Here is a 23,572-nt window from a genome sequence, read left to right on the forward strand (position 1 = left end):
TAGAGGACGACCTCGTGAGTCGACCTACGGATACTTATGCAGGGGCCGTACCCAATGCAAGATCCGGAATGACTCCAAGCCTTAAACAGTGGCACGAACGTACCTTAATGTCGCATATGTGTAAAAACTGATGTATTTGACCGTTTGCGCAGGTTTTTTACGGTGCAAGTCGCGCACCGATAAGGGGCGACCGGGGCGTTTGACGCACCCGGTTGGAGCCTGGTGTTACTTATTTATACCCACGCCATAGAACGGTGTGAGGCCAAACGGACTGATCTTGAAGTCGGTGACTTCCTTGCGCAGTGGCTGGAACACCGTCGAGTTGGCAATCGGTGTGATAGGTACTTGTTGTTTAAGGATTTGCTGTGCCTGTTGGTACAGTTTGACCCGCTGTTGTTTGTCCGTGGACACCTTGGCTTGCTGCACCAGTTTGTCGTAGGCCGGGTCACACCATTTGGCGTAGTTGCTACCTTTCACCGCAGCGCAGCTGTAGAGCACGCCGAGCCAGTTGTCCGGGTCACCGTTGTCGCCGGTCCAGCCGTAGATCATCGCGTCATGCTCGCCATTTTTGGCGCGCTTGATGTACTCGCCCCATTCATAGCTGACGATGTTGGCCTTGATCCCGACTTTCTCCCAATCCTGCTGGATCATCTGTGCCGACATCCGCGCATTGGGGTTGGAGGCGCGCTGCACGGTCATGGCCCACAAATCGATGGTGGTGCCGGGGGCAACCCCTGCTTCTTTCAGTAGCGCGCGGGCTTTGGTCGGGTCGTACGGGGCGTCCTTGATGTTCGGGTCATACGACCATTGCGCCGGTGGCAAGGCATTTTGCGCCAGTTGCCCGGCACTCTGGTAGACAGCCTTGATGATCGCCGGCTTGTCGATGGCCATGTCCAGCGCCTGACGCACCTTGAGCTGGTCCAGTGGCGGGTGGGTCACGTTGTAGGCAAGGAAGCCGAGGTTGAAACCGGCTTGCTTGAGCACCCTCAGATTCGGGTCTTGCTCCATCACTTCGATGTCTGCCGGGCGCGGGTAGCCGCTGACCTGGCACTCGCCGGCCTTGAGTTTTTGCAAGCGCACGGCGGCGTCCGGGGTGATCGAGAAAATCAGGTTGTCGAGTTTCACGTCCTCGGGTTTCCAGTAGGCCTTGTTGGCGGCGTAGCGGATTTGCGAGTCCTTTTGGTAGCGCTTGAACACGAACGGGCCGGTGCCGATGGGTTTCTGGTTGAGGTCGGCGGCTTTGCCTTCCTTTAACAGTTGGGCGGCGTATTCGGCGGATTGCACCGAGGCGAAGCTCATGGCGAGGTTTTGCACGAACGCGGCGTCGACGTTGTTCAGGCTGAAGCGCACGGTGTGGTCGTCGATCTTGTCGATGCTTTTGATCGTGGTGTTCAGGCCCATGTCGGTGAAGTACGGCGACTCGGCGGGGTAGGCCTTGCGGAAGGCGTTGTCCGGGTCGAGCAGGCGCTGGAAGGTGAACAGCACGTCGTCGGCGTTGAAGTCGCGGGTGGGGGTGAAGTAGTCGGTGGTGTGGAACTTCACGCCGTCGCGCAGGTGGAAGGTGTAGGTGAGGCCGTCCTCGGATACGTCCCATCTTGTTGCCAGGCCGGGTTCGATTTCGGTGCCGCCGCGTTTGAATTGGGTGAGGCGGTTGAAGACGGTTTCGGCGGAGGCGTCGAAGTCGGTGCCGCTGGTGTATTGGCTGGGGTCGAAGCCGGCGGGGCTGGCTTCGGAGCAGTAGACCAGGGTGGTGGCGGCTTGGGCGGTTTGTGCGAGTGATGCGGTTGTGGCGAGGGCGAGTGCGAGCAGAAGTGGTTTGACGGTGGTTCTTTCCATGGAGTCCCCGAGGGCTTTGCGGCGATGTTTTCCTGAGGGTAGCGTTGTTGGCGGGGAGGGTGGAAATATCGTTTTTTGAGGGGGACCCCTCTATCTGGGCATAGTTGACCGGGGCGAGGCTTGCCCGCGAAGGCGGCGGATCAGCCAGCATATATCCTTAGGCAGGAACTGAAATCCCACAGGGAAGATTTGGAATGACTCGAATTGTTGAAATCCTGATGTACACTTTGAAACCGGGATCAGGATTGGATTTCCATCGAATAATGCGGGAAGTAAGCGTTCCGCTTCACTTAAAGGCGGGTATGGATGTTGTTTCTTATGGCGGCTCTTTGCATGACGATGACAGTTATCACTTAATTCGCTCCTACGAGAGCGAGAATCATCGGCAAGCCTCTCAAGATCTTTTTTACTCAAGTACTGATTGGAAGCAAGGTCCGAGAGCAGACATCATCAGTCGGATTGAAGTAAGCACAACGACCGTTATGACGCTCACTCAAGAGGCGATTGATGCCATCAGAGCTTCCCATAAATCTGTCCAGAGCTGATGCTCAATGATCGTTCCCACGCTCCCGCGTGGGAACGCCGCCAGGGACGCTCCGCGTTCCGCTTTTGAATGTTTAATGGATGTGCCTGAACGCAGACCTTTCCCACGCATCTTTCAGGTTGTCCGTCGGAAGCGGGCTCTCTAGTCTTTGGCTGTCGCTGCGAAATCAGCGACCAGGAGTGGAAACCTGAAATCAGTAGGGCGAAAGCCCTCACGACCATAATGGCAAGTGATGGCTCCAATCGTGATTAGGAGCTGCAAATGGACGATGATAATTCTGATTCGAACTTTAACAAAACCAACCCAATCGCCGAAGCCTTGCGCGCCGAAGAGCTACTCAAAGACCGCGAAGCCATAAAACGTGCGCTCGACTACTACCTCGATCCGCCCAAACCTTACGCCGCAAAACCTCGTCGCCCCAGCACGATGTACTTGGTTGCCCCTGACATGGACACCGAGAGTCTCCTGGCACAAGCCTGCGAGTCATTGGCCTCGGCCAGTGTCCTGGCCAGTGATTTCGCCACGAACCTGATCGGCCCGCAGCGCAATACAGTGTTGGCGATTCAACAGATCATCATGCTGGCGGAATTGGCGGTGAATCGGGCGTTGGATAACGTCGATCCGCAGACTTAATTCTGAATCACTGCGATGACGTCCGTGCTTTCACCACCAAGCTGACGGTCACAACCAGATTCTTCTGGCACAAAAAAACGGCGATCACTTCGGTGATCGCCGTTTTTTCATGTCCGGGTTATCGAATCAAGGCATCAACACTTCAATCGCCCCATCCGCCGTCATGCTGACCTGGCTGGTGCCGGCTTCAACTTCTGGCGTCACCGGTGCCGAATCCATGCCGGCGGCTTTCATCATCATCGGCCCGCGCATGTACGGTTGTGGGTAACCGTTGCTGTTGAGGTTCAGGTTGACGATTTTGTAGCTCTTGCCGCCCAGAGCGTCGGTGGCCAGTTGAGCGCGGGACTTGAAGGCGGTCACGGCTTCTTTGAGCAGGGCGTCTTCGCTGGCTTTGCGGGTTGGCGTCGCGATGGCGAAGTCCATGCCGCCCATTTTCAGGTCCGTGAGCAGTTCGCCGGTGAGTTTGGACAGGGCGGCGAAGTCCGAGCTTTCCAGGCGCAGTTCGGCGCGTTCACGCCAACCGGTGATTTTCTGGCCTTTGGTGTCGTATATCGGGTAGCTGTTGCGGCTGCCCTGACGCAGGGTGATGTCCTTGACCTGCTTGGCCTGGGCCAGCGCCTTGTTCATGGTGGTGCTGATGTCGGCGGCGAGTTTGGCCGGGTCGGTGTTTTGTTCTTCGGTGTAGAGGGTCACGATCATCAGGTCGCGGGCCACTTCCTGGCTGACTTCGGCGCGCAGGGAGATCTGGTTGTAATGCAGCTCGTCGACGGCCAGGGCCGGGAGGCTGGCGGCGGTGCCAACGCTTAAGGCGAGAAGGGCGGCGCTGCGGCGCAATGTGTGCATGAAAAGCTCCTTGGACGATGCGCAGGGGTTAGGGTCCGAACCTGCGTGAAACCATCAGACTCTAGCTTCAATGATCCGGTTCGCACAGTTACAACTTCTATACAGATGGAGTTCTGGTGACCTGTGGCGAGGGGGCTTGCCACAGGGTCACTCGTCACAAAAGAGCCTGTGGTCGTTTGCCGCACTTTCGCCTCTCAGGCCCACGGCTTGGTTATACTCCGTGCGATCCGCCTGGAGCGCTCATCAGGAGAGCTCATGCTCGCCCCCGTACAACTGACTTCCGCCACTCGCCAGAACCTCTGGCGGCTGACTTTCATCCGGATTCTGGTGCTCGCTGCCCAGGCCGGCTCCGTAGGCCTGGCCTACTGGCTCCAGCTGCTGCCGTTGCCGTGGGTGCCGCTGGCGATGACCCTGGGCTGTTCGACGCTGTTGTGTGTATTCACCGCCGTGCGCCTGCGCACTTCGTGGCCGGTCACCGAGCTTGAATACGCCCTGCAACTGGCCTGCGACCTGTTTATCCACAGTGCCTTGTTGTACTTCTCCGGTGGCTCGACCAACCCGTTCGTCTCTTATTACCTGGTGCCGCTGACCATCGCCGCCGTGACGCTGCCGTGGCGCTATTCGGTGATTCTGTCGGGTATCGCCCTGGCGCTGTACACGTTGCTGCTGGCGCGGTTCTACCCGCTGGAAACCTTCCCCATCGCCCGGGAAAACCTGCAGATCTACGGCATGTGGTTGAGTTTTGCCTTGGCCGCCGCCGTCATCACCTTCTTTGCTGCACGCATGGCGGAAGAGCTGCGTCGTCAGGAAGAATTGCGCGCCATTCGTCGCGAAGAAGGCCTGCGAGATCAGCAATTGCTGGCCGTCGCGACTCAGGCTGCCGGTGCTGCTCATGAACTGGGCACGCCGTTGGCGACCATGAGCGTGTTGCTCAAAGAGATGCAGCAGGATCACCCCGACCCGATGTTGCAGGACGATCTGAAGGTTTTGCAGGATCAGGTCAAGTTGTGCAAGGAAACCTTGCAGCAACTGGTGCGCGCCGCCGAGGCCAACCGTCGTATGGCGGTGGAGATGCAGGACGTCACCGACTGGCTCGACGAAGCGCTCAACCGCTGGCACCTGATGCGTCCTGAGGCCAGTTATCGCTTCCAGCGTCTGGGCCAGGGGGCCGTGCCGCGCATGGCGCCGCCGCCGGATTTGACTCAAGCGCTGTTGAACCTGCTGAACAACGCCGCCGATGCCTGCCCTGAAGGCTTGCAAGTGACCCTGGACTGGACTGCCGAAGACCTGACCATCAGCATTCGCGACCATGGCGCCGGTGTGCCGCTGGCTATCGCCGAGCAGATCGGCAAACCGTTTTTTACCACCAAGGGCAAAGGTTTCGGCCTGGGCCTGTTTTTGAGCAAGGCCAGCGTGACACGCGCCGGCGGCTCAGTGAAACTCTACAGTCATGAGGAAGGCGGCACGCTCACCGAGCTGCGCCTGCCCCGTGTCGCCCGAGGAGACGAACATGAGTGACGAGATCCAAGTTGAAGGCGAAGAACTGCCGCATTTGCTGCTGGTAGATGACGATGCAACCTTCACCCGCGTGATGGCCCGCGCCATGGCCCGCCGTGGTTTTCGCGTCAGCACCGCAGGTTCCGCCGAAGAGGGCCTGACGATCGCCCAGGCCGATATCCCTGATTACGCCGCGCTGGACCTGAAAATGGACGGCGATTCGGGCCTGGTGTTGCTGCCCAAGCTGCTCGAACTCGACCCGGAGATGCGCGTGGTGATCCTCACCGGTTACTCGAGCATTGCCACCGCCGTCGAGGCAATCAAGCGCGGCGCCTGCAATTACCTGTGCAAACCGGCGGATGCCGATGACGTGCTGGCCGCGTTGCTCTCCGAGCACGCCGACCTCGACAGCCTGGTGCCGGAAAACCCGATGTCCGTGGACCGTCTCCAGTGGGAGCACATCCAGCGCGTGCTGACCGAGCACGAAGGCAACATCTCCGCCACTGCCCGCGCCCTGGGCATGCACCGCCGCACGCTGCAGCGCAAACTGCAGAAGCGCCCGGTCCGTCGCTGAACGAGCGCTGAACGGTTATCGCCAGCCCTCGCGAACACACGAGCCGATCATCTATGATCGGTTCGTGTGTGTTCTTTTCTTTATTGAGCCTTTTCCATGAATCAGAACGCTGAATATTCCGCGGTCAACGATGCTGTGCGCGGGCAGTTTTTTCGCAAAGTGTGGGCGATGACCACGCCTTACTGGCGCAGCGAAGAGAAGGGCAAGGCCTGGACGCTGTTGATCGCCGTGATCGCGCTGTCATTGTTCAGCGTGGCGATTTCGGTGTGGATCAACAGTTGGTACAAAGACTTCTATAACGCCCTGCAAAAGAAGGACGAAGCAGCCTTCTGGCAGCTGATTCTGTATTTCTGCGGCATCGCCGCCGTGGCGATTCTTGGCGCGGTGTATCGGCTTTATCTGACTCAGATGCTGACCATTCGCTGGCGAGCCTGGCTCACCGAAAAGCACTTCGCCCGCTGGCTAGGCAGCAAGAATTACTATCAGCTGGAGCAGGGCGGTTACACCGATAACCCGGACCAGCGGATTTCCGAAGACCTCAATAAGTTCACCACCAACACCTTGGGCCTGGGCCTTGGGCTGATACGGAACATCGTCAGCCTGGTGTCGTTTTCGATCATTTTGTGGGGCGTGTCGGGCAGCATCGAAGTGTTTGGCTTCACGATCCCCGGCTACATGTTCTGGTGCGCACTGGTTTACGCCGCTGTCGGCAGTTGGCTGACGCATGTGATCGGTCGTCGCTTGATCGGCCTCAACAACAACCAGCAACGTTTCGAAGCCGACTTGCGTTTCTCCATGGTGCGGGTCCGCGAAAATGCGGAGAGCATTGCGCTGTACAACGGCGAACCCAACGAGAACCGTCGTCTGAGCAGTCGCTTCGGCCTGGTCTGGCACAACTTCTGGGACATCATGAAAGTGTCCAAGCGCCTGACCTTCTTCACCTCCGGCTATGCCCAGATTGCAATCATCTTTCCATTCATGGTCGCTGCGCCGCGTTACTTCGCCGGCAAGATCGAACTTGGTGAGCTGATGCAAATCAACTCCGCGTTTGGCAATGTGCAGGAGAACTTCAGCTGGTTCATCAGCGCGTACCAGGACCTCGCCGAGTGGCGTGCCACCTGTGATCGTCTGCTGAGTTTCCGTCAGGCCATGACCGACAACGAAGAGCGCGCGCCAGCTATCGACGTGCAGAATCAGGGCTCGGCGCTACGGGTGCATAACCTTGGCCTCGACCTGGCGGATGGTCGTCACCTGCTGACCAACGCCGACATGACCGTGGAGGAGGGCGAGCGCGTCATGCTCAGCGGTCGTTCCGGCAGCGGCAAGTCGACCTTGCTGCGAGCAATGGGGCACCTTTGGCCAGCCGGCCACGGCAGCATTCGCCTGCCGACGGCGCGTTATCTGTTCCTGCCGCAAAAACCCTATCTGCCGATCGGCAACCTGCGCGAGGCGTTGAGTTATCCACAACCAGGCGACACCTACCCGCACGAACGCTACGTCCACGTGCTGGAAACCTGCCGCTTGCCGCACCTGGTTTCGCGTCTGGATGAAGCCAATCACTGGCAGCGCATGCTCTCGCCGGGCGAGCAGCAACGTCTGGCCTTCGCCCGTGCGCTGCTGTATGCGCCGCAATGGCTGTACATGGACGAAGCCACCTCGGCGATGGACGAAGAGGATGAAGCGTCGCTGTATCAGGCGTTGATCGATGAACTGCCGGGGCTGAGCATTGTCAGCGTCGGCCATCGCAGCAGCCTGAAGCGTTTCCATCCACGGCATGTGCGCATCGAGAATGGTCACCTGGTGGACCAGGCCGTGACCGCCTGACCGCCATACCTCCCTGTAGGAGCTGCCGAAGGCGGCGATCTTTTGATTTTACAAAGATCAAGATCAAAAGATCGCAGCCTTCGGCAGCTCCTACAGGGGGAGGGCGAGGTGATCGTACAACACGCATGCGCTATGATGCGGTTTCAGCCGTTTTTATCGAGACAGACGTTCACCATGGAAAACCCGATCGACGCACCTCGCCTCCCTCGCAAGCGCCGCAGCCTCGCACAGGAACTGGTGACGGTGCTGTCCGAGCAGATCCGCGACGGTCAGCTCAAGCGTGGCGACAAGTTGCCCACCGAGTCGGCGATCATGGATGCCCATGGCGTCAGCCGCACCGTGGTTCGCGAAGCGATTTCCCGTTTGCAGGCCGCAGGACAAGTGGAAACCCGTCATGGCATCGGCACCTTCGTGCTCGACACCCCGAGCCCGAGCGGTTTTCGCATCGACCCGGCCACCGTGGTGACTTTGCGCGACGTATTGGCCATTCTGGAACTGCGCATCAGCCTGGAAGTGGAATCCGCCGGCCTTGCCGCACAACGTCGCAGCCCTGAGCAGTTGGCGTTGATGCGAGCGGCGCTGGACGCGTTGAATGAAAGTGTCTCCCACGCCAGCGATGCCGTGGCATCGGACTTCCAGTTCCACCTGCAAATCGCCCTGGCCACCGGTAACCGCTACTTCACCGACATCATGACCCACCTGGGCACCAGCATCATTCCGCGAACACGCCTCAACTCTGCGCGCCTGGCCCACGACGATCAGCAGCACTATATGAGTCGCCTGAGCCGTGAACACGAAGAGATTTATGACGCGATTGCCCGGCAGGATTCCGATGCGGCGCGGGCGGCGATGCGGTTGCATCTGACCAATAGCCGTGAGCGGCTGCGCCAGGCCCATGAAGAGGCGCAGGCGCAGCGTTGAACCGTGTTACTTAACACTGCCTATAGTTCGAGACGGACTTGCAGAGCCGGAGAGACCGCTACATTCCCGGCATCGTCGCTGGTGCGATAGTGCAGTTTGGCCGTAGCGCCTGGGACCAATCCTTCGGCAAAGATTTTTTTTGGAATAGTGAAGACGATGGGTTTTCCCACCATTTCGGGGGTCAGTATGAGCCGATCACGCCGTTGGTTACCAGTAGAGGTTTCAACGGTTAATTCGACTTCATCCCCTGGTCTCGCGTTTGGGAAAGGGGCAATGACGGCGTGTGCCGGGTCTATCAGGTTATGAACGTAAAGCACGCCTTCGATGGCTTCTTTAAGCACGGGTGCAGGTAAGACTTTCTGTTGTGCAGTCATGATCAAAATCCTTTTAGCGATGAAATTGAACTGTTCGGAAGGTGCGCATTACGGCATCGCGCTGACGGAGCCGGTTCGTAAACTCCTGAGCTATTTAGGCTGAGGCAGCAGTGAACGGGCTACTGTTAGAAATAACAGTTTCGACGAATGGCATGCGTGGGCATTTCAGAGCAAGACTCCGGCCTGGGCGGTCGCATGTGTGAGGCAGAGCATCAGGTGCATGAAGCGGGTTCAGGTTTTCTGATTGAGGTGATTTCTTGCCTGACAGATAGCCATCGCGAGAAGGCTCGCTCCCACAAGGGGGTTTGTGTCTTTCACAATAATGCGATCACACGCAGATCCAATGTGGGAGCGAGCCTGCTCGCGATGAGGTCAGTGGCCTTCCTGGAATATGTCAGCCAGTCCTCAAAATCGAACGATCCACCCTCACTGCCAACTCAGCAGCCCCAGGTTTGGCATCGAAAACCGCATGCCCGCGCTCATCCACAAGCGCCCGGGCAATCGGCAAACCCTTCGACAGCAATTCCAGCGGCGCGCCTTTCAGCGATTGGCCAGAAGCCAGTTCCAGTTTCAATTTGATAGTCATCAGTAATCTCCTTATCAGGCGTTGGCCGCTGAGTTCAGCACGCCGGTTGGTTGGTAGTCCTTGAGCAGAAGATAAGTGCTCCAGCCCCACCAGTCGTCAACGGTGGCGGTGTCGTTGAGGTTGTTGACGTCCTTGCGCCGCAATACCTTGTTGCCCTCGACTTTGAACAGTGGCGAGAAATTGCCTGCCGGGTTCAGTACCGCTTGCAGGTCGGGCAGCCTTTTCAAAGCAGCAAAGCTGCCGGCCGACAGGGCAGTGCCACTGAGGTATGCCACGAATACTTCATCCGCAGACACCTGAACCGCTTGATTCACCTGGGCGCGATTGGCGCTGTCGATGGTGTCGAAGTAGCGCTTGTCGCCGTAGGCGTGCCAGCGATCGCCGTTGCCATTGCTCACGTTGAGGCCGAACTTGCTGTCTTCATCGTGCATGAAGCGGGTAATCAGCGAGCCGAGATCACTGGGCGTGACCACCGTCGCCAACTGTTTGCGCGGTACTCGCAAATGGCCGGCGGAATACAGGTCGGTCAGGTAGTGATCGGCAAAAGCGTTCATCGCATAGGCCCGCTCCAACTGCTTTTCATCGCCGCTGTTGTGGGCCAGCACTGCTTGTTGCAGCGCTGCGGTGTGCCCGGCGATGTAGGCCAGCAACGCCCATTCGGCAAAGTGGTCGGCATTGTTGGCGGCCAGTTTCAGATAACGCCCCAAAGGGAACAGCGCCGAGACGAAACTGCCGCCGCCGGTGATCTTGTTCCACTCTTCCGACAACGTATCACCTAGGGCGTCATAAGCTTCGTGAGGTTGTTTACCGTCCCTGATCGCTTGATTGATGGCGGCGATTTCTTTCTGCATGACGCCGAGGATCAACTTCGCCTCGGCGTTTGAGGCCGGCAGTACCGCCAGGGAGTTGAAGGCGTTGGTAAAGCGCTGGATTCGGTCCGCCGCTGTTGCGCCTTCGCAGATCGGTTGGTCGGGAATTCCATAAAAATCACCCCCCAGCGCAATCACTTGCCCATAGGTCAATGCCAGGCCATTGGGCAGGTGCAACTCCACCTGCGAGGCCGGTATGGCAGGTGCATCCTTGACGAAGCGCAGCAGGGTGCTGTCGCCGATCGCGGTATGTTCTGCACCCTCAAACCTCAACTGGGGCGCGCCTTTCAGCGATTTTTTCGGTGGCGTCTGCAGCGGGCCCTGGCGCTGATGCTTGAGGTCGTGATGGCTGCCGGCAGTGAGTTTAAGTGTGTCGCCATCGCCAGAAAGGGCGATGCCGTGCTCGGTAAAAAGATCATCCAGATCGGCAATGACCTGTCGGGTATTTTCCTTCGATTGTGCATGTAGACCTGACATTTCTAGCTCCTTGATATGTCGTAGGTAGAATCAAATTTAACTGTATATATATACAGTTGTCTGAATCATAGATGAGAACTTTCCTACGTCAAGGAATTACTTTTTCCGACGCAAATTTTGCGGCTCGCGATGAAATGCAGTTGACGGTTGTATTTTAAGTTGTACGATGACCTACAACTTCAGCGAAGGCTGAACGGTTTTCTCACACAACGTTGCTACCCAGGGTGTTCGAATAATGAATCCACAAGAACTGAAGTCCATCCTCTCTTCCGGCTTGCTGTCGTTCCCGGTCACCGACTTCAATGCTCAGGGCGACTTCCATCGCGCGGGCTACATCAAGCGTCTCGAATGGCTGGCCCCATACGGCGCCTCGGCATTGTTCGCCGCGGGCGGCACCGGTGAGTTCTTCTCTCTGGCGGCCAGCGAATATTCGGAAATCATCAAGACTGCGGTCGACACCTGCGCCAGCAGCGTGCCAATTCTTGCCGGTGTCGGCGGTTCTACCCGTCAGGCCATCGAATACGCTCAGGAAGCCGAGCGTCTGGGCGCCAAAGGTCTGTTGCTGCTGCCCCACTACCTGACCGAAGCCAGCCAGGACGGCGTCGCCGCCCACGTTGAAGCCGTGTGCAAATCGGTAAAAATCGGTGTGGTGGTTTACAACCGCAATGTCTGCCGTCTGACCGCTCCGCTGCTGGAACGTCTGGCTGAACGCTGCCCGAACCTGATCGGCTACAAGGATGGCCTGGGCGATATCGAGCTGATGGTGTCGATCCGTCGCCGCCTCGGCGATCGCTTCAGCTACCTGGGCGGTTTGCCGACCGCTGAAGTTTACGCCGCGGCCTACAAGGCTTTGGGCGTACCGGTTTACTCCTCGGCGGTGTTCAACTTCATCCCGAAAACCGCGATGGATTTCTACCACGCCATCGCCCGGGACGATCACGCCACGGTTGGCAAGATCATCGATGACTTCTTCCTGCCGTACCTGGACATCCGTAACCGCAAGGCCGGTTACGCGGTGAGCATCGTCAAGGCCGGGGCAAAAATTGCCGGCTATGACGCAGGCCCGGTGCGTGCACCGCTGACCGATCTGACGGGCGAAGAGTACGAAATGCTCGCCGCGCTGATCGACAAGCAGGGCGCGCAGTAATACCCGACAAGCCCGAGGCCGCTGAGCAATCAGCGGCTTTTTGTGTGAGGACTTCTTTTAAAAGGTGCAAGCCGTGGCTGATTTGAAGCGTTACGACAACTACATCGGTGGCCAATGGGTCACCGGCGTCGACTATTGCAGCAACATCAACCCGTCGGAATTGACCGACACCATTGGCGATTACGCCAAGGCCGATCTGGCTCAAGTCAACGCCGCCATCGACGCCGCTCGCGCCGCGTTCCCGGCGTGGTCCACTTCCGGCATTCAGGCTCGGCACGATGCGCTGGATAAAGTCGGCAGCGAAATCCTCGCCCGTCGCGAAGAGCTTGGCACATTGCTGGCCCGGGAGGAGGGCAAGACCCTGCCCGAAGCCATCGGCGAAGTGACCCGCGCCGGCAACATCTTCAAGTTCTTCGCCGGTGAATGCCTGCGCCTGTCGGGTGACTACGTGCCATCGGTGCGTCCGGGCGTCAATGTCGAAGTCACTCGCGAAGCGCTGGGCGTGGTCGGTCTGATCACGCCATGGAACTTCCCGATTGCGATCCCGGCGTGGAAAATCGCTCCGGCGCTGGCCTACGGCAACTGCGTGGTGCTGAAACCGGCGGATCTGGTGCCGGGCTGCGCCTGGGCGCTGGCGGAAATCATCTCCCGCGCCGGTTTCCCGGCCGGCGTGTTCAACCTGGTGATGGGCAGCGGGCGAGTGGTCGGCGAGGCGCTGGTCAACAGCCCGAAAGTCGATGGCATCAGCTTCACCGGTTCGGTCGGCGTCGGTCGGCAGATCGCGGTCAATTGCGTGTCGCGCCAGGCCAAGGTGCAGCTGGAGATGGGCGGCAAGAACCCGCAGATCATTCTTGACGACGCCGACCTCAAGCAAGCGGTCGAACTGTCGGTACAGAGCGCGTTCTACTCCACCGGCCAGCGTTGCACCGCGTCGAGCCGCCTCATCGTCACCGCCGGGATTCACGACAAATTCGTCGAAGCCATGGCCGAGCGCATGAAGTCGATCAAGGTCGGTCACGCGTTGAAGTCCGGTACCGATATCGGCCCGGTAGTGTCGCAAGCGCAGTTGGAACAGGATCTGAAGTACATCGACATCGGCCAGTCCGAAGGTGCGCGTCTGGTCAGCGGCGGTGGTCTGGTGACGTGCGACACCGAGGGCTATTTCCTCGCCCCGACGCTGTTTGCCGACAGCGAAGCGGCGATGCGCATCAGCCGCGAAGAGATCTTCGGCCCGGTGGCCAATATCGTGCGCGTCGCCGATTACGACGCTGCACTGGAGATGGCCAACGATACCGAGTTCGGCCTGTCGGCGGGCATCGCCACCACATCGCTGAAGTACGCTAACCACTTCAAGCGCCACTCCCAGGCCGGGATGGTGATGGTCAACCTGCCGACCGCCGGTGTGGATTACCACGTTCCGTTCGGTGGGCGTAAAGGTTCATCCTATGGCTCACGTGAGCAAGGTCGCTATGCGCAAGAGTTTTACACGGTCGTAAAAACTGCCTACGTCGGTTCCTGATACACCGCAATACCTGTAGGCGTCGGCTCCCATAAAAGCCGGCGCTTACAAATAAATCGCTATTACCCGCATAAAAATAATCAGTGGGAGTACATCTACAATGCAATCGACCAAGCCGACTCACGTCCGCTATTTGATCCTGCTCATGCTGTTCCTGGTGACCACGATCAACTACGCCGACCGGGCCACCATCGCAATCGCCGGCTCCAGCCTGCAAAAAGACCTCGGCATCGACGCGGTCACTCTCGGTTATATCTTCTCTGCATTCGGTTGGGCCTACGTGGCCGGGCAAATTCCCGGTGGCTGGCTGCTGGACCGATTCGGTTCGAAAAAAGTCTACGCACTGAGCATCTTCACCTGGTCGCTGTTCACCGTGTTGCAGGGTTATGTCGGTGAGTTCGGCATGTCCACGGCGATCGTTGCGCTGTTCATGCTGCGCTTCCTGGTGGGCCTGGCCGAAGCGCCATCCTTCCCCGGCAACGCACGCATCGTAGCGGCGTGGTTCCCGACCGCAGAACGCGGCACCGCCTCGGCGATCTTCAACTCGGCGCAATACTTCGCCACCGTACTGTTCGCGCCGCTGATGGGCTGGATCGTCTACAGCTTCGGCTGGCAGCACGTGTTCATCGTCATGGGCGTGATAGGCATCATCTTCTCGGGGATCTGGCTGAAAGTTATCCACAGTCCGCGCCAACACCCGATGATCAATGACGCCGAGTTCAAGCACATCGCCGACAACGGCGGCATGGTCGACATGGACCAGGACAAGGGCAAAGGCAAAAAGGTCGACGGTCCGAAGTGGGACTACATCCGCCAGTTGCTGACCAACCGCATGATGCTCGGCGTGTATCTGGGCCAGTACTGCATCAACGGCATCACCTACTTCTTCCTGACCTGGTTCCCGGTGTACCTGGTGCAAGAGCGGGGCATGACCATCCTCAAGGCCGGTTTCATTGCCTCGTTGCCGGCAATCTGCGGGTTTATCGGTGGCGTGCTCGGCGGGGTGATTTCTGACTATCTGCTGCGCAAGGGCCACTCGCTGACCTTCGCTCGCAAGGCGCCGATCATCGCTGGCCTGCTGGTTTCCAGCAGCATCGTGGCCTGCAACTATGTGGATGTTGAATGGATGGTGGTCGGCTTCATGGCCCTGGCCTTCTTCGGCAAAGGCGTTGGCGCTCTGGGCTGGGCGGTGGTGTCCGACACCTCGCCAAAACAGATCGCCGGTCTCAGTGGTGGCCTGTTCAATACCTTCGGCAACATTGCCTCGATCACCACGCCGATTGTCATTGGCTACATCATCAGCTCCACCGGCTCGTTCAAATGGGCGCTGGTGTTCGTCGGTTGCAACGCGCTGGTCGCGGTATTCAGCTACCTGGTGATCGTTGGCCCGATCAAACGTGTGGTACTCAAAGAGCCGCCAGTCAGCGGTCCTGAAACGAACAACAAGTTATCTGAAGCGCATTCCTGAGGAGCGGCGTCATGCAGTTGATTGAACATTCCGACTCGCCGCGCTACATCCGCCTGCACGAGCGGGACAATGTGGTGATCGTGGTCAACGATCAGGGCGTACCGGCCGGCACTGAATTCCCCGATGGCCTGGTCACCGTGGATTTCGTGCCGCAGAGCCACAAGGTCACCCTCGAAGATATTCCCGAGGGCGGTCAGGTGATTCGTTACGGCCAGACGATCGGCTACGCGTTGCAGCCGATTCCTCGCGGCAGCTGGGTCAAGGAAGATCAACTGCGCATGCCCACCGCGCCACCGCTGGACAGCTTGCCGCTGTCCACCGAAGTGCCGGCCGCGCAGGCACCGCTGGAAGGCTTCACCTTCGAGGGTTATCGCAACGCCGACGGCACCGTCGGCACGCGCAACATTCTCGGCATCACCACCACGGTGCAGTGCGTCACCGGCGTGCTGGATCACGCGGTAAAACGCATCAAGGACGAGTTGCTGCCCAAGTACCCGAACGTCGATGACGTGGTGGCGCTGACCCACAGTTACGGCTGTGGCGTGGCGATCACCGCCACCGACGCGTACATCCCGATCCGCACCGTGCGCAACCTGGCGCGCAACCCGAACCTGGGGGGCGAGGCACTGGTGATCAGCCTGGGCTGCGAGAAATTGCAGGCCGGGCAGGTGATGCACGACAACGACAGCTCGGTGGATTTGAGCGAGCCGTGGTTGTACCGCTTGCAGGATTCGAGTCACGGTTTTACCGAGATGATCGAGCAGATCATGGCGCTGGCCGAAACCCGTTTGAAGAAGCTCGATCAGCGTCGCCGGGAAACCGTGCCTGCATCCGAGCTGATCCTCGGCATGCAGTGCGGCGGCAGCGATGCGTTCTCCGGGATTACCGCCAACCCGGCCTTGGGCTATGCCTCGGACCTGTTGCTGCGGGCCGGTGCGACGGTGATGTTTTCCGAAGTCACCGAAGTGCGCGATGCGATTTACCTGCTGACGTCCCGAGCGGAAACCGAAGAAGTCGCTCAGGAGCTGGTGCGGGAAATGGACTGGTACGACCGTTACCTGGCCAAGGGCGAAGCGGATCGCAGCGCCAACACCACGCCGGGGAACAAGAAGGGCGGGTTGTCGAACATTGTCGAGAAGTCCTTGGGCTCGATCGTCAAATCCGGCAGCAGCGCGATCAACGGGGTGCTTGGCCCTGGCGAGCGCTTCAAGCGCAAAGGGCTGATTTTCTGCGCGACCCCGGCCAGTGATTTTGTCTGCGGGACGTTGCAGTTGGCGGCGGGGATGAACCTGCATGTGTTCACCACCGGGCGTGGCACGCCTTATGGGTTGGCGATGGCGCCAGTGGTGAAGGTGTCGACTCGCACAGAACTGGCGCAGCGCTGGCCGGACCTGATCGACATCGATGCCGGGCGGATTGCCACCGGGCGGGCGTCGATCGAAGACCTCGGCTGGGAGTTGTTCCACTACTACCTGGACGTGGCCAGCGGCAAGAAACAGACGTGGGCGGAGCAGCACAAGCTGCATAACGACATCACCTTGTTCAACCCGGCGCCGATCACGTAAGACAGCTATCGTTCATCGCGGCCTTGCCCGCGAAGGGGCCATGGAGCTCACCGAAGGTTTCAAGCATGTACCCATAAATAAAAAGGCCGCGATCCAGGTTGGATCGCGGCCTTTTTATTGGCTTCGATTCAGGCGTCAGACCGCATCCAGCTCCGGTTCGTCCGCCTGGACGTTAACGGTTGCCTTCACTTCATCGTGGCGACGGATGTACTTCCAGTCCGCCTCGTCGATGTAGATGCCGTTCGGGCCGCTGCCGCCTTCCAGGTCGATGGCGACGCTGGCGCAGACTTGCGGCTTCACGCTCGCCAGGATCGGCACGAAGCCCAGTTGCAGGCTGGTTTCCAGCAGCGCTGCCTGGTTCTTCTCGTCGATGTCCGCTGCCTCGTCGAGGTAGTACGGCAGGCGCACGCGGCCGGCCTGGTCGCGGTCCATCAAGTGCAGCAACAAGTACATGTTGGTCAGTGCCTTGATGGTCATGGTGGTGCCGTTGGACGCCGCGCCGTCGATGTCGGTGTGGATCACCGGTTGGCCATTGACCTTGGTGATCTCGAACGCCAGTTCGAACAGATCCTTGAGACCGAGCTGGTTGTGGTTGGCCGCCACCAGCCGTGCCAGATATTCCTTGGCTTCTTCGTTCTTGTTGTCCTGCTCGGCGCTTTGGCTCAGGTCGAAGACGGAGAGGGTTTCGCCTTCTTCGTACTGACCGGCGCTGTGGATGATCTGGTCAATATGCTTGAGCGCTTCCTTGTTCGGCGCGAGCACGATACGGAAGCTTTGCAGGTTGGAGACCTGACGCTTGTTGATCTCACGGTTGAACAGCGCCAGTTGATGTTCGAGGCTGTCGTAGTCGCTGCGGATGTTGCGCAGGGTCCGAGCGATATCGGTGACTGCCGCGCGGCGCGCCTTGCCGAGGGTCAGGGCTTCATCGGTGCGGTGTGCGTACGCGTTGATCAGCAGTTGCAGGCGACGCTCCATATCGTCTTCGCTGTCGAACTTGGCCACGCCCTTCAGGCGAACCTGCGCGTAGAGCGCGTCGATCTGCCCGTCGGCCCGCAGCAGGCCTTGCCAGCTGTCCTGATAGTCATTGAGCAATGGCAGCAGGTTGTCCATGGAATCGTCGACCGGGTCCATGAACGGCGTGCCGAACGGCAGGTCGGCCGGCAACAGCTGACGACGGCGCAGGGCATCGTCGAGGGTGCGTTGCTTGGCTTCCATGTCGCCGATCTGCCGGCCGACCAGTTGCAGCTTGGCCGACAATTGCTGGACGCGTTCGGTGAAGGCATCGCTGGAGCGTTTCAATTCGTCCTGGGCGGCTTCCATCTGCGCCAATTGCTCAAGCTTGTCGCCTTCTTCGGCGCTCAGGGTTTGCGCGCGGCGGAAGTCTTCCAGGGCTTTCTGCGCATCCAGCACTTGCTGGTACAGCGCTTCGGTCTGGGTCTTGCTGGCTGCGCGGTCGGCCGCTACGGCTTGTTGGGTTTTCAGTTGCTTGAGTTCTTTGTCCAGGCGCTCTTTCTGATCGCGCAGTGCCGCACGGTCGGCCAAGGCTTGCAGGGCCGGTGGCTCGATATGCGACAGGTCGATGGACAGGCCCGGCACTTCGAAGCGCTCGCCTTTGAAGCCATCAAGGATCAGCTCCATGGATTTGACCCACTGGCCGTCTTCATCCAGAGCGATGCCGTGTTCACCCAACGGCAGGCTGAACAGCGCGCTGTTGAACAGTCGCATCAGGCGCTCGACGTCCTGCTGCGAGAACTCTTCGCGCAGACGGGCATAGCTGTTGTTGTCGGCGTGATCGAGTTGTTGCTTCACCGATTTCAGGCGTTTTTCCAGATCCCGCAGACGCTCTTCCAGGTCTTCGGCCGAGAACTGTCGCGACTGGGCCAGCGCACCGGCCAGTTCATCGTGCGCGTCCTTGGCTGCGAGCAATTGCTGTTCGAGGACTTTGACGTCATCGACCAAGGCGAAGCGATGCTTGAGCACCGACAATTCGCCGAGCCAGCGCTGGATACCGGTGATTTCCCGCTCCAGACGCATCAGCTCTTGAGTGCCACCGCGTTGATCGTTTTGCAGGGCGTCCTGCTCGTTGCGGTAGTGCTCGGCCTGGATCGTCAGTTCTTCCTTGCGCGCACTGGCGTAGTCCGACCAGGTGCCGAGCAGGGAGTCGAGCAGCGGCGACAGGCGATGCAGTTTGCCGCGCAGGATATCCCGCTGTTTCACGCCGTTGGCCAAGGCTTCGACCAGGGGACCGGCTGCGACCAGCGAGTTGTAGTCCTGCTCCATGCGGCGGACATCGCGGAACGCTTCTTCGCACGCGGCGATGTAATCGACACTGCCGGAACGCAGGCTGTGTTCGAAGGCATCGAGGAACAGCTGCTTGAGCTTGGCCGCGGTGATTTCACGCATGTGCAGCAGGTTGATGAACAGGGCGCGGAAGGTCTTCAGGCTCTGTTCGCTGGTGGAGCGCAGCGGGATCAGCGTCAGGTCGAGCGGAATCGAGGTGTGGCCGCCCACCAGCAAACGACGCAGTTCATCCGGCTTGAGTTCGTAGGCTTTCAGGCCTTCGCGCTCAAGATTGGTGAACAGCTCTTTCTGCCGCAGGCAGGTGTCGTCTTTCTGATAATGAGCCAGGTCGAGTTTGCCGGCGTAGGCAAAGAACTGGTGACCGAAACCACCACCCGGGCCGCGACCGACCACGCCAATCACGTGCGGGCCGTGGGGCAGGGAAACTTCGACGAGGATGTAACTGGTGTCCGAGGCGAAGTAGAACCGCCGCGATTGTTCCAGGCTGTACTTGCCGAAACTCATGTCCGACATGCGCGCCAGGATCGGGAACTGCAAGGCGTTGATCGAGGCGGATTTGCCGAGGTTGTTCGCGCCGTAGACCGACAGCGGCTCTTCCAGCGGGAACAGGCCGAGGCTGTAACCGGCGGTGTTCAAAAGGGCAAAGCGGCGAATGCCGTAGCGTTCCTTGCTCATGCGTCGGTCTCCTGTTCTTCGGCAATGGCGCGGGCCAGGGCGTCTTCTTCGCTCTCTTCTTCAAACTCGGTGAGATCGAGCGGGTCGTCGGTCTGCAGCAGTTTTTCGTCGCTGTCTTCGTCGATCAGTACCGGCGCCGGCAACGGCAGCACGCTGTGCAGGCTGGCGGCCAGATCACGGTCTTGCTGTACCGACAGGCACACGTCGAGGAAACGGTGCATCGGCGGCAGGAAACGGTAGATGCCGTTTTCTTCGCCGGCGAAGCCGAGTTGGGTCATGCGGCGCATGATTTTTTCTTCGAGTTCTTCGACGGTCTGCACTTCGGCCTGGATGAACAGGTCGCGGTACTTCTCCAGCAACGATGGCAACTCATCGCGACCGAGGCTGCCACCGTCGAGCACGGCGATCGGGTCACGGCCCTGGTCGGCCAGGTGTTCAACGAGGATGAAGGTGAACAGCGCCAGACGTTGCGCCGTTTTGTTCACCGCGGCCGCCGCCAGGTCCGGCACGAAGTAGTAGAAACCGCGGGTGTCGCACACCAGTTCAAAACCCAGCGCCTTGAACAGGGTGCGGTACTGGTCCTGGAAGTTCGACAGTTGGGCGTACAGCTCCGGGTCGCGGCGGCTGACGTGGTAGCCCTTGAACAGCTCGCGAAAGATCGGCGCCAGCTGGGACAGTTCGTTTAGATCAAGATGCATGTGGGATGCTCGCAGAATCCTCGGCGGCGGTGTCGCGGGCCGAGAGCAGGGCGAAGGAGCGCAGGCTGACCTGATGCTCGTGAGTATGGTAATCGCGGCGTTCCAGACGCTCGCGCTTGAAGCGTTTTTCCCGCGACAGGCGCGAGAACCAGTAGAGCAATTCGTCGGTGGCGCCGTCCGGCTCCTGCTCCAGCAGCCAGCCCATCAGGTCCGGCATCGGCAGGGCATCTTCGCAACGTTCGAGCATTTCCCGAACCGTGCGTGGCGCGCGCGGGGCTTCGCCTTTCTGGGTCTTGTGGGCCTTGGGGAAACGCGCCGGTTTCGGCTCGAAACGGGCCAGGGCGTAGACATAGGCTTCGACCTGGCTGGCACTGCCGAGGAAGGTGCTTTGCGGGCGGGTGAACAGCGGCATCGCGGCTTGTGGCACCGCATCGATGCCTTTACGACGAATGGCCGACAACGCCAGGGCTGCGCCACGGGTCACGGCGTTATGCCGGCGCGCCTCTTCGCGCAGCGGCAGCAGCAGTTCGCGGGCGTGACGCAAGGTCAGCTGGGCGCTGGTCTGCATCTCGAGGATGCGCGCGTGGGTGCGCAGCAGCATGTCGTCGTCGACCAGATGGCCGAGGCGCTGCTGTTCGGTGAGCATGCGCAACAACACGTTCTCGACCTTGCGCACGCCTTGTTCGAAGGCGCCATCGGCGTTCACCAGCTGGATCATCGGTTCGACGTATTCGTCCCAGGTCGCCAGCACTTCAGCATAACGCTGACGCAGCGGAATCTGCCGGTCGCTGGTCTTGGCCCGCTCGGCGACGGCCACCAGGGCCTGTTCGTCGTTGGCGAGTTTCTTCAGCACGTCCCGCACACGCATGTCGAGCAGGCGCAACTGACGCGCCAGATCGTTGCCGTCGCGAATGTCGAAGGCGTCCTGGATGTAACCGGCCAGGCGCTCGAGGTGGCGCAGGTAGGCTTCGATTTCCAGGCACAGGCCCAGACGGTGCTCACGGCGCAGGTAAGCGAGGAAGTCGTGAATCTGCGCGTTGAGCTCGAAACGGTTCGGGCTTTTCGCCACGGGAACCAGAATGTCGAGGCGGATCCACACGTCCAGCAGGCTGGTGATGTCCTGCGGTGTGCTGTCCAGTTGCTGGGCGGCCAACTGTGAACGCAGTTCGTTGAGGCTCAGGGTGCCTTGGTCGAAGTGCTCGCACAGTGGCTCCAGAAGTGCCCAGTGTTCAGCGAGGGCGCGCAAGACGCGCTTGGGTTCGATCATCGGAATGGCCGGCTGGTTGGCAATTAAAAGCCGCGATTGTACTTCATCGCAGCCGTGTCGATTCACTCTGGGGATGGGCTGTCGCTTCTTCTATCGGTGAAGTCTATCGATCAAGCGTGGGCGATCTTGAGCGAAGGGCGGTAGAATCACCGCACTTTAGTTATCCACAAGTGGCCGACCTTTGCTTATCGAGTCCCGTCGTCGCGCTTATTTGACCGCCATGCAGGTGGTCAACTGGCTGCCGCGCACCGAATTGCCCTTTGCTGCGCCATCGCGGCCCGAGCTGCTGGAGACGCCTGAACCGTTGGTCGTCGCCCCGGTGACGCCTGCTCCGGTAGCGCAAACGCCCGTGGAACCTGTGGCCAAACCGGCCGAACGGGTGAAAATCGAGGTGCCACGGCCGACGCCATCGGCTGGAAAACCAGCAAGCAAAGCGACGCAAGAGAGCGAAGAGGCGCCGCTCGTCGCCAAGGCTGCGCCAGTGCCGCCGCCGCGTTTCGCTCTGCAATTGCTGCGAGCCGGTCGCTGCCTGTTGCTGGTTGAGTTACCCACAGGCGAAACTTTCCAGACCCGCGATCCCGCTTATCTGTTGCTCAAAGACATGCTGCGCGCCGCCGGTCTGCCGGACAGCCCGCAGATCGTCGGCGAGCCGGTACGCTGGCCGTTGCTGGCTCGCGGCACCATGGACCAAGGGCCGGAGGCGGCTCGGGATTTCGTACAAGGTTTTCTGTCGGCCCGCCTGGAAGACGCACCGTGCGTCTGCCTGTGGCTGATCGGTCTGCCGGCGGTGCGTTTTGCCGGTGAGGCCAACGCCGAATCCTTCAACCGTGAACTTCAGGTCGAAGGCCTGGGGTCGGTCTGGGCCTTGCCGGGCCTGGAGTTATTAATGGAAGAGCCACAGCGTAAGGCTGATGTCTGGCAAGCCATGCGTCGGCTGATGGCGCGTTGGAAAGAATCGAATGAGTGACGCTGTATCGTTCCGCCCGATGACCGAGGCGGACCTGGACGCTGTACTGAAAATCGAATACGCGGCCTACAGCCATCCCTGGACCCGCGGGATTTTTCTCGATGGCCTGGGCAAGTACCAGATCTGGCTGATGTTCGAAGGGCAGCAGCAGGTCGGTCATGGCGTAGTACAGATCATCCTTGATGAGGCGCATCTGCTGAACATCACCGTCAAACCGGAAAATCAGGGCCGCGGCCTGGGCTTGACGTTGCTGGAGCATTTGATGTCGATTGCCTACAAGGCTGAGGCGCGGGAATGCTTCCTGGAAGTGCGCGACAGCAACCGGGCGGCGTTTCGGTTGTATGAGCGATATGGGTTTAACGAGATCGGGCGTCGGCGGGATTACTACCCGGCGGTTGGCGGGCGAGAAGATGCCGTGGTGATGGCCTGCACTTTGGTTGATTGAACACTGGTAGGAGCTGCCGAAGGCTGCGATCTTTTGATCTTTTGTTGCCGCGACACAGGAAGGTCAAAAGATCGCAGCCTTCGGCAGCTCCTACATTGGAATGCGGTCAGATCAAGGCTTGCCGTCCAACGGATCGCGCTCGGCCAGTTCCGCTTCGTCCAGCCCATCGCCCCCACCGATATCGTCCTCGTCGACAATGCTCAACTCCCAATCCGCCTGGCCGTCTTCACCCGCTTCGTGGGCATCCCGTGCGCCGTCTTCACGGATCAGGGTTTCCGGGCTCAAGTCATCGTCGGTGGTGTCATTGTCATTGGTCGAGGCTCCGGTCATGCCGGCTTTACGGATGCGCTCGTCGGGCATCTTGTGCGCACGCTCGCTTTCGGGGATCAGGTCGCCGATTCTGGTGCCGGGTTCTTCCTCGTCGAAATCCAGCTCATGCACCGAGCCCATGCGGTCTTCATCGTCGTCGATGGGCTCGGGTTGCTCCTGATCGAACGGACGTCGTGAATCAGTCATGGCAATTCCTCATACTGTAGGCCCTA

Annotated in this window: 21 protein-coding genes; 12 read left to right on the top strand and 9 right to left on the bottom strand. The window is 59.8% G+C overall.

The window, feature by feature from the left end:
• Nucleotides 1-225: 225 nt before the first annotated feature.
• A complete protein-coding gene (locus AC1D2Q_RS15710; protein WP_477813775.1) occupies nucleotides 226-1,836 on the bottom strand; it encodes an ABC transporter substrate-binding protein in 1,611 nt (536 codons plus the stop codon).
• Nucleotides 1,837-2,030: 194 nt separating this feature from the next.
• On the opposite strand from AC1D2Q_RS15710, the gene AC1D2Q_RS15715 reads away from it, so the two are divergent.
• Both AC1D2Q_RS15715 and AC1D2Q_RS15720 read left to right on the top strand, forming a co-directional pair.
• A complete protein-coding gene (locus tag AC1D2Q_RS15715) occupies nucleotides 2,031-2,381 on the top strand; it encodes an NIPSNAP family protein (protein WP_477813776.1) in 351 nt (116 codons plus the stop codon).
• A gap of 260 nt (nucleotides 2,382-2,641) precedes the next feature.
• Nucleotides 2,642-3,013 (top strand): DUF6124 family protein, encoded by a 372-nt coding sequence (locus tag AC1D2Q_RS15720; protein ID WP_477813777.1) that lies wholly within the window; start codon nucleotides 2,642-2,644, stop codon nucleotides 3,011-3,013.
• Nucleotides 3,014-3,139: 126 nt separating this feature from the next.
• Here the strand turns inward: AC1D2Q_RS15720 and AC1D2Q_RS15725 are convergent, their stop codons facing one another.
• Nucleotides 3,140-3,856 (bottom strand): SIMPL domain-containing protein, encoded by a 717-nt coding sequence (locus AC1D2Q_RS15725; RefSeq protein ID WP_477813778.1) that lies wholly within the window; start codon nucleotides 3,854-3,856, stop codon nucleotides 3,140-3,142.
• A gap of 255 nt (nucleotides 3,857-4,111) precedes the next feature.
• Here AC1D2Q_RS15725 and AC1D2Q_RS15730 point away from each other — a divergent pair, with 255 nt between their 5' ends.
• The 4 genes from AC1D2Q_RS15730 (at nucleotide 4,112) to AC1D2Q_RS15745 (ending at nucleotide 8,672) form a co-directional block, all read left to right on the top strand.
• Nucleotides 4,112-5,374 carry an ATP-binding protein gene (locus AC1D2Q_RS15730; RefSeq protein WP_477813779.1) on the top strand — a complete coding sequence of 421 codons (1,263 nt, stop codon included), beginning with the start codon at nucleotides 4,112-4,114 and terminating at the stop codon, nucleotides 5,372-5,374.
• Nucleotides 5,367-5,927: a response regulator transcription factor gene (locus AC1D2Q_RS15735; RefSeq protein ID WP_018929526.1), complete on the top strand. Its 561-nt coding sequence runs from the start codon at nucleotides 5,367-5,369 to the stop codon at nucleotides 5,925-5,927. Before AC1D2Q_RS15730 ends, AC1D2Q_RS15735 begins: the two co-directional genes overlap by 8 nt.
• Nucleotides 5,928-6,023: 96 nt before the next feature.
• On the top strand, nucleotides 6,024-7,751 hold the full coding sequence (locus AC1D2Q_RS15740) for an ABC transporter ATP-binding protein/permease (protein ID WP_477813780.1): 1,728 nt from the start codon (nucleotides 6,024-6,026) through the stop codon (nucleotides 7,749-7,751).
• 174 nt (nucleotides 7,752-7,925) lie between these two features.
• The gene (locus AC1D2Q_RS15745) at nucleotides 7,926-8,672 is read left to right on the top strand and encodes a FadR/GntR family transcriptional regulator (RefSeq protein ID WP_258697566.1); all 747 of its coding nucleotides are present in this window, start codon (nucleotides 7,926-7,928) and stop codon (nucleotides 8,670-8,672) included.
• A 20-nt stretch (nucleotides 8,673-8,692) separates the two neighbouring features.
• Here the strand turns inward: AC1D2Q_RS15745 and AC1D2Q_RS15750 are convergent, their stop codons facing one another.
• The 3 genes from AC1D2Q_RS15750 to AC1D2Q_RS15760 form a co-directional block, all read right to left on the bottom strand.
• Nucleotides 8,693-9,046: a hypothetical protein gene (locus AC1D2Q_RS15750; protein ID WP_477813781.1), complete on the bottom strand. Its 354-nt coding sequence runs from the start codon at nucleotides 9,044-9,046 to the stop codon at nucleotides 8,693-8,695.
• 394 nt (nucleotides 9,047-9,440) lie between these two features.
• The gene (locus AC1D2Q_RS15755; protein WP_429544537.1) at nucleotides 9,441-9,632 is read right to left on the bottom strand and encodes a hypothetical protein; all 192 of its coding nucleotides are present in this window, start codon (nucleotides 9,630-9,632) and stop codon (nucleotides 9,441-9,443) included.
• 14 nt (nucleotides 9,633-9,646) lie between these two features.
• Nucleotides 9,647-10,978: a phospholipase gene (locus AC1D2Q_RS15760; protein ID WP_477813782.1), complete on the bottom strand. Its 1,332-nt coding sequence runs from the start codon at nucleotides 10,976-10,978 to the stop codon at nucleotides 9,647-9,649.
• A gap of 235 nt (nucleotides 10,979-11,213) precedes the next feature.
• Between AC1D2Q_RS15760 and kdgD the strand changes: the two genes are divergently transcribed.
• The 4 genes from kdgD to garD all read left to right on the top strand — a co-directional run bounded on the left by kdgD (nucleotide 11,214) and on the right by garD (nucleotide 16,677).
• Nucleotides 11,214-12,125, top strand: a complete 912-nt coding sequence (gene kdgD, locus AC1D2Q_RS15765) for a 5-dehydro-4-deoxyglucarate dehydratase (RefSeq protein ID WP_305480072.1) — start codon at nucleotides 11,214-11,216, stop codon at nucleotides 12,123-12,125.
• Nucleotides 12,126-12,198: 73 nt separating this feature from the next.
• The gene (locus AC1D2Q_RS15770; RefSeq protein ID WP_477813783.1) at nucleotides 12,199-13,644 is read left to right on the top strand and encodes an aldehyde dehydrogenase family protein; all 1,446 of its coding nucleotides are present in this window, start codon (nucleotides 12,199-12,201) and stop codon (nucleotides 13,642-13,644) included.
• A 100-nt stretch (nucleotides 13,645-13,744) separates the two neighbouring features.
• On the top strand, nucleotides 13,745-15,112 hold the full coding sequence (locus tag AC1D2Q_RS15775) for an MFS transporter (RefSeq protein ID WP_477813784.1): 1,368 nt from the start codon (nucleotides 13,745-13,747) through the stop codon (nucleotides 15,110-15,112).
• Between the two features lie 11 nt (nucleotides 15,113-15,123).
• Nucleotides 15,124-16,677, top strand: coding sequence for a galactarate dehydratase (gene garD, locus AC1D2Q_RS15780; protein ID WP_477813785.1), 1,554 nt, complete (start codon nucleotides 15,124-15,126; stop codon nucleotides 16,675-16,677).
• A gap of 135 nt (nucleotides 16,678-16,812) precedes the next feature.
• Here the strand turns inward: garD and mksF are convergent, their stop codons facing one another.
• From mksF to mksB, 3 genes are read right to left on the bottom strand one after another with little or no spacing between them, the layout of a single operon-like run.
• Nucleotides 16,813-19,653 (bottom strand): Mks condensin complex protein MksF, encoded by a 2,841-nt coding sequence (mksF, locus tag AC1D2Q_RS15785; protein WP_477813786.1) that lies wholly within the window; start codon nucleotides 19,651-19,653, stop codon nucleotides 16,813-16,815.
• On the bottom strand, nucleotides 19,650-20,351 hold the full coding sequence (gene mksE, locus AC1D2Q_RS15790) for an Mks condensin complex protein MksE (RefSeq protein ID WP_477813787.1): 702 nt from the start codon (nucleotides 20,349-20,351) through the stop codon (nucleotides 19,650-19,652). The genes mksF and mksE overlap by 4 nt, the downstream gene beginning before the upstream one ends.
• On the bottom strand, nucleotides 20,341-21,618 hold the full coding sequence (gene mksB / locus AC1D2Q_RS15795; protein WP_477813788.1) for an Mks condensin complex protein MksB: 1,278 nt from the start codon (nucleotides 21,616-21,618) through the stop codon (nucleotides 20,341-20,343). Before mksB ends, mksE begins: the two co-directional genes overlap by 11 nt.
• A 220-nt stretch (nucleotides 21,619-21,838) precedes the next feature.
• Between mksB and AC1D2Q_RS15800 the strand changes: the two genes are divergently transcribed.
• Nucleotides 21,839-22,585: an energy transducer TonB gene (locus AC1D2Q_RS15800; RefSeq protein ID WP_477813833.1), complete on the top strand. Its 747-nt coding sequence runs from the start codon at nucleotides 21,839-21,841 to the stop codon at nucleotides 22,583-22,585.
• Nucleotides 22,578-23,030 carry a ribosomal protein S18-alanine N-acetyltransferase gene (rimI, locus tag AC1D2Q_RS15805; RefSeq protein WP_018929537.1) on the top strand — a complete coding sequence of 151 codons (453 nt, stop codon included), beginning with the start codon at nucleotides 22,578-22,580 and terminating at the stop codon, nucleotides 23,028-23,030. Before AC1D2Q_RS15800 ends, rimI begins: the two co-directional genes overlap by 8 nt.
• 111 nt (nucleotides 23,031-23,141) lie before the next feature.
• Here rimI and AC1D2Q_RS15810 read toward each other — a convergent pair whose 3' ends face one another.
• Nucleotides 23,142-23,546: a serine kinase/phosphatase gene (locus AC1D2Q_RS15810; RefSeq protein ID WP_477813789.1), complete on the bottom strand. Its 405-nt coding sequence runs from the start codon at nucleotides 23,544-23,546 to the stop codon at nucleotides 23,142-23,144.
• Nucleotides 23,547-23,572: the final 26 nt, after the last annotated feature.

It is taken from the genome of Pseudomonas sp. P1_A1 (assembly GCF_056406935.1).

Coding starts and splice junctions, on each gene's coding strand:
- AC1D2Q_RS15710 (WP_477813775.1), bottom strand. CDS start 1,836: ATGGAAAGAACCACCGTCAAACCACTTCTGCTCGCACTCGCCCTCGCC.
- AC1D2Q_RS15715 (WP_477813776.1), top strand. CDS start 2,031: ATGACTCGAATTGTTGAAATCCTGATGTACACTTTGAAACCGGGATCA.
- AC1D2Q_RS15720 (WP_477813777.1), top strand. CDS start 2,642: ATGGACGATGATAATTCTGATTCGAACTTTAACAAAACCAACCCAATC.
- AC1D2Q_RS15725 (WP_477813778.1), bottom strand. CDS start 3,856: ATGCACACATTGCGCCGCAGCGCCGCCCTTCTCGCCTTAAGCGTTGGC.
- AC1D2Q_RS15730 (WP_477813779.1), top strand. CDS start 4,112: ATGCTCGCCCCCGTACAACTGACTTCCGCCACTCGCCAGAACCTCTGG.
- AC1D2Q_RS15735 (WP_018929526.1), top strand. CDS start 5,367: ATGAGTGACGAGATCCAAGTTGAAGGCGAAGAACTGCCGCATTTGCTG.
- AC1D2Q_RS15740 (WP_477813780.1), top strand. CDS start 6,024: ATGAATCAGAACGCTGAATATTCCGCGGTCAACGATGCTGTGCGCGGG.
- AC1D2Q_RS15745 (WP_258697566.1), top strand. CDS start 7,926: ATGGAAAACCCGATCGACGCACCTCGCCTCCCTCGCAAGCGCCGCAGC.
- AC1D2Q_RS15750 (WP_477813781.1), bottom strand. CDS start 9,046: ATGACTGCACAACAGAAAGTCTTACCTGCACCCGTGCTTAAAGAAGCC.
- AC1D2Q_RS15755 (WP_429544537.1), bottom strand. CDS start 9,632: ATGACTATCAAATTGAAACTGGAACTGGCTTCTGGCCAATCGCTGAAA.
- AC1D2Q_RS15760 (WP_477813782.1), bottom strand. CDS start 10,978: ATGTCAGGTCTACATGCACAATCGAAGGAAAATACCCGACAGGTCATT.
- kdgD (WP_305480072.1), top strand. CDS start 11,214: ATGAATCCACAAGAACTGAAGTCCATCCTCTCTTCCGGCTTGCTGTCG.
- AC1D2Q_RS15775 (WP_477813784.1), top strand. CDS start 13,745: ATGCAATCGACCAAGCCGACTCACGTCCGCTATTTGATCCTGCTCATG.
- garD (WP_477813785.1), top strand. CDS start 15,124: ATGCAGTTGATTGAACATTCCGACTCGCCGCGCTACATCCGCCTGCAC.
- mksF (WP_477813786.1), bottom strand. CDS start 19,653: ATGAGCAAGGAACGCTACGGCATTCGCCGCTTTGCCCTTTTGAACACC.
- mksE (WP_477813787.1), bottom strand. CDS start 20,351: ATGCATCTTGATCTAAACGAACTGTCCCAGCTGGCGCCGATCTTTCGC.
- mksB (WP_477813788.1), bottom strand. CDS start 21,618: ATGATCGAACCCAAGCGCGTCTTGCGCGCCCTCGCTGAACACTGGGCA.
- AC1D2Q_RS15800 (WP_477813833.1), top strand. CDS start 21,839: ATGCAGGTGGTCAACTGGCTGCCGCGCACCGAATTGCCCTTTGCTGCG.
- rimI (WP_018929537.1), top strand. CDS start 22,578: ATGAGTGACGCTGTATCGTTCCGCCCGATGACCGAGGCGGACCTGGAC.
- AC1D2Q_RS15810 (WP_477813789.1), bottom strand. CDS start 23,546: ATGACTGATTCACGACGTCCGTTCGATCAGGAGCAACCCGAGCCCATC.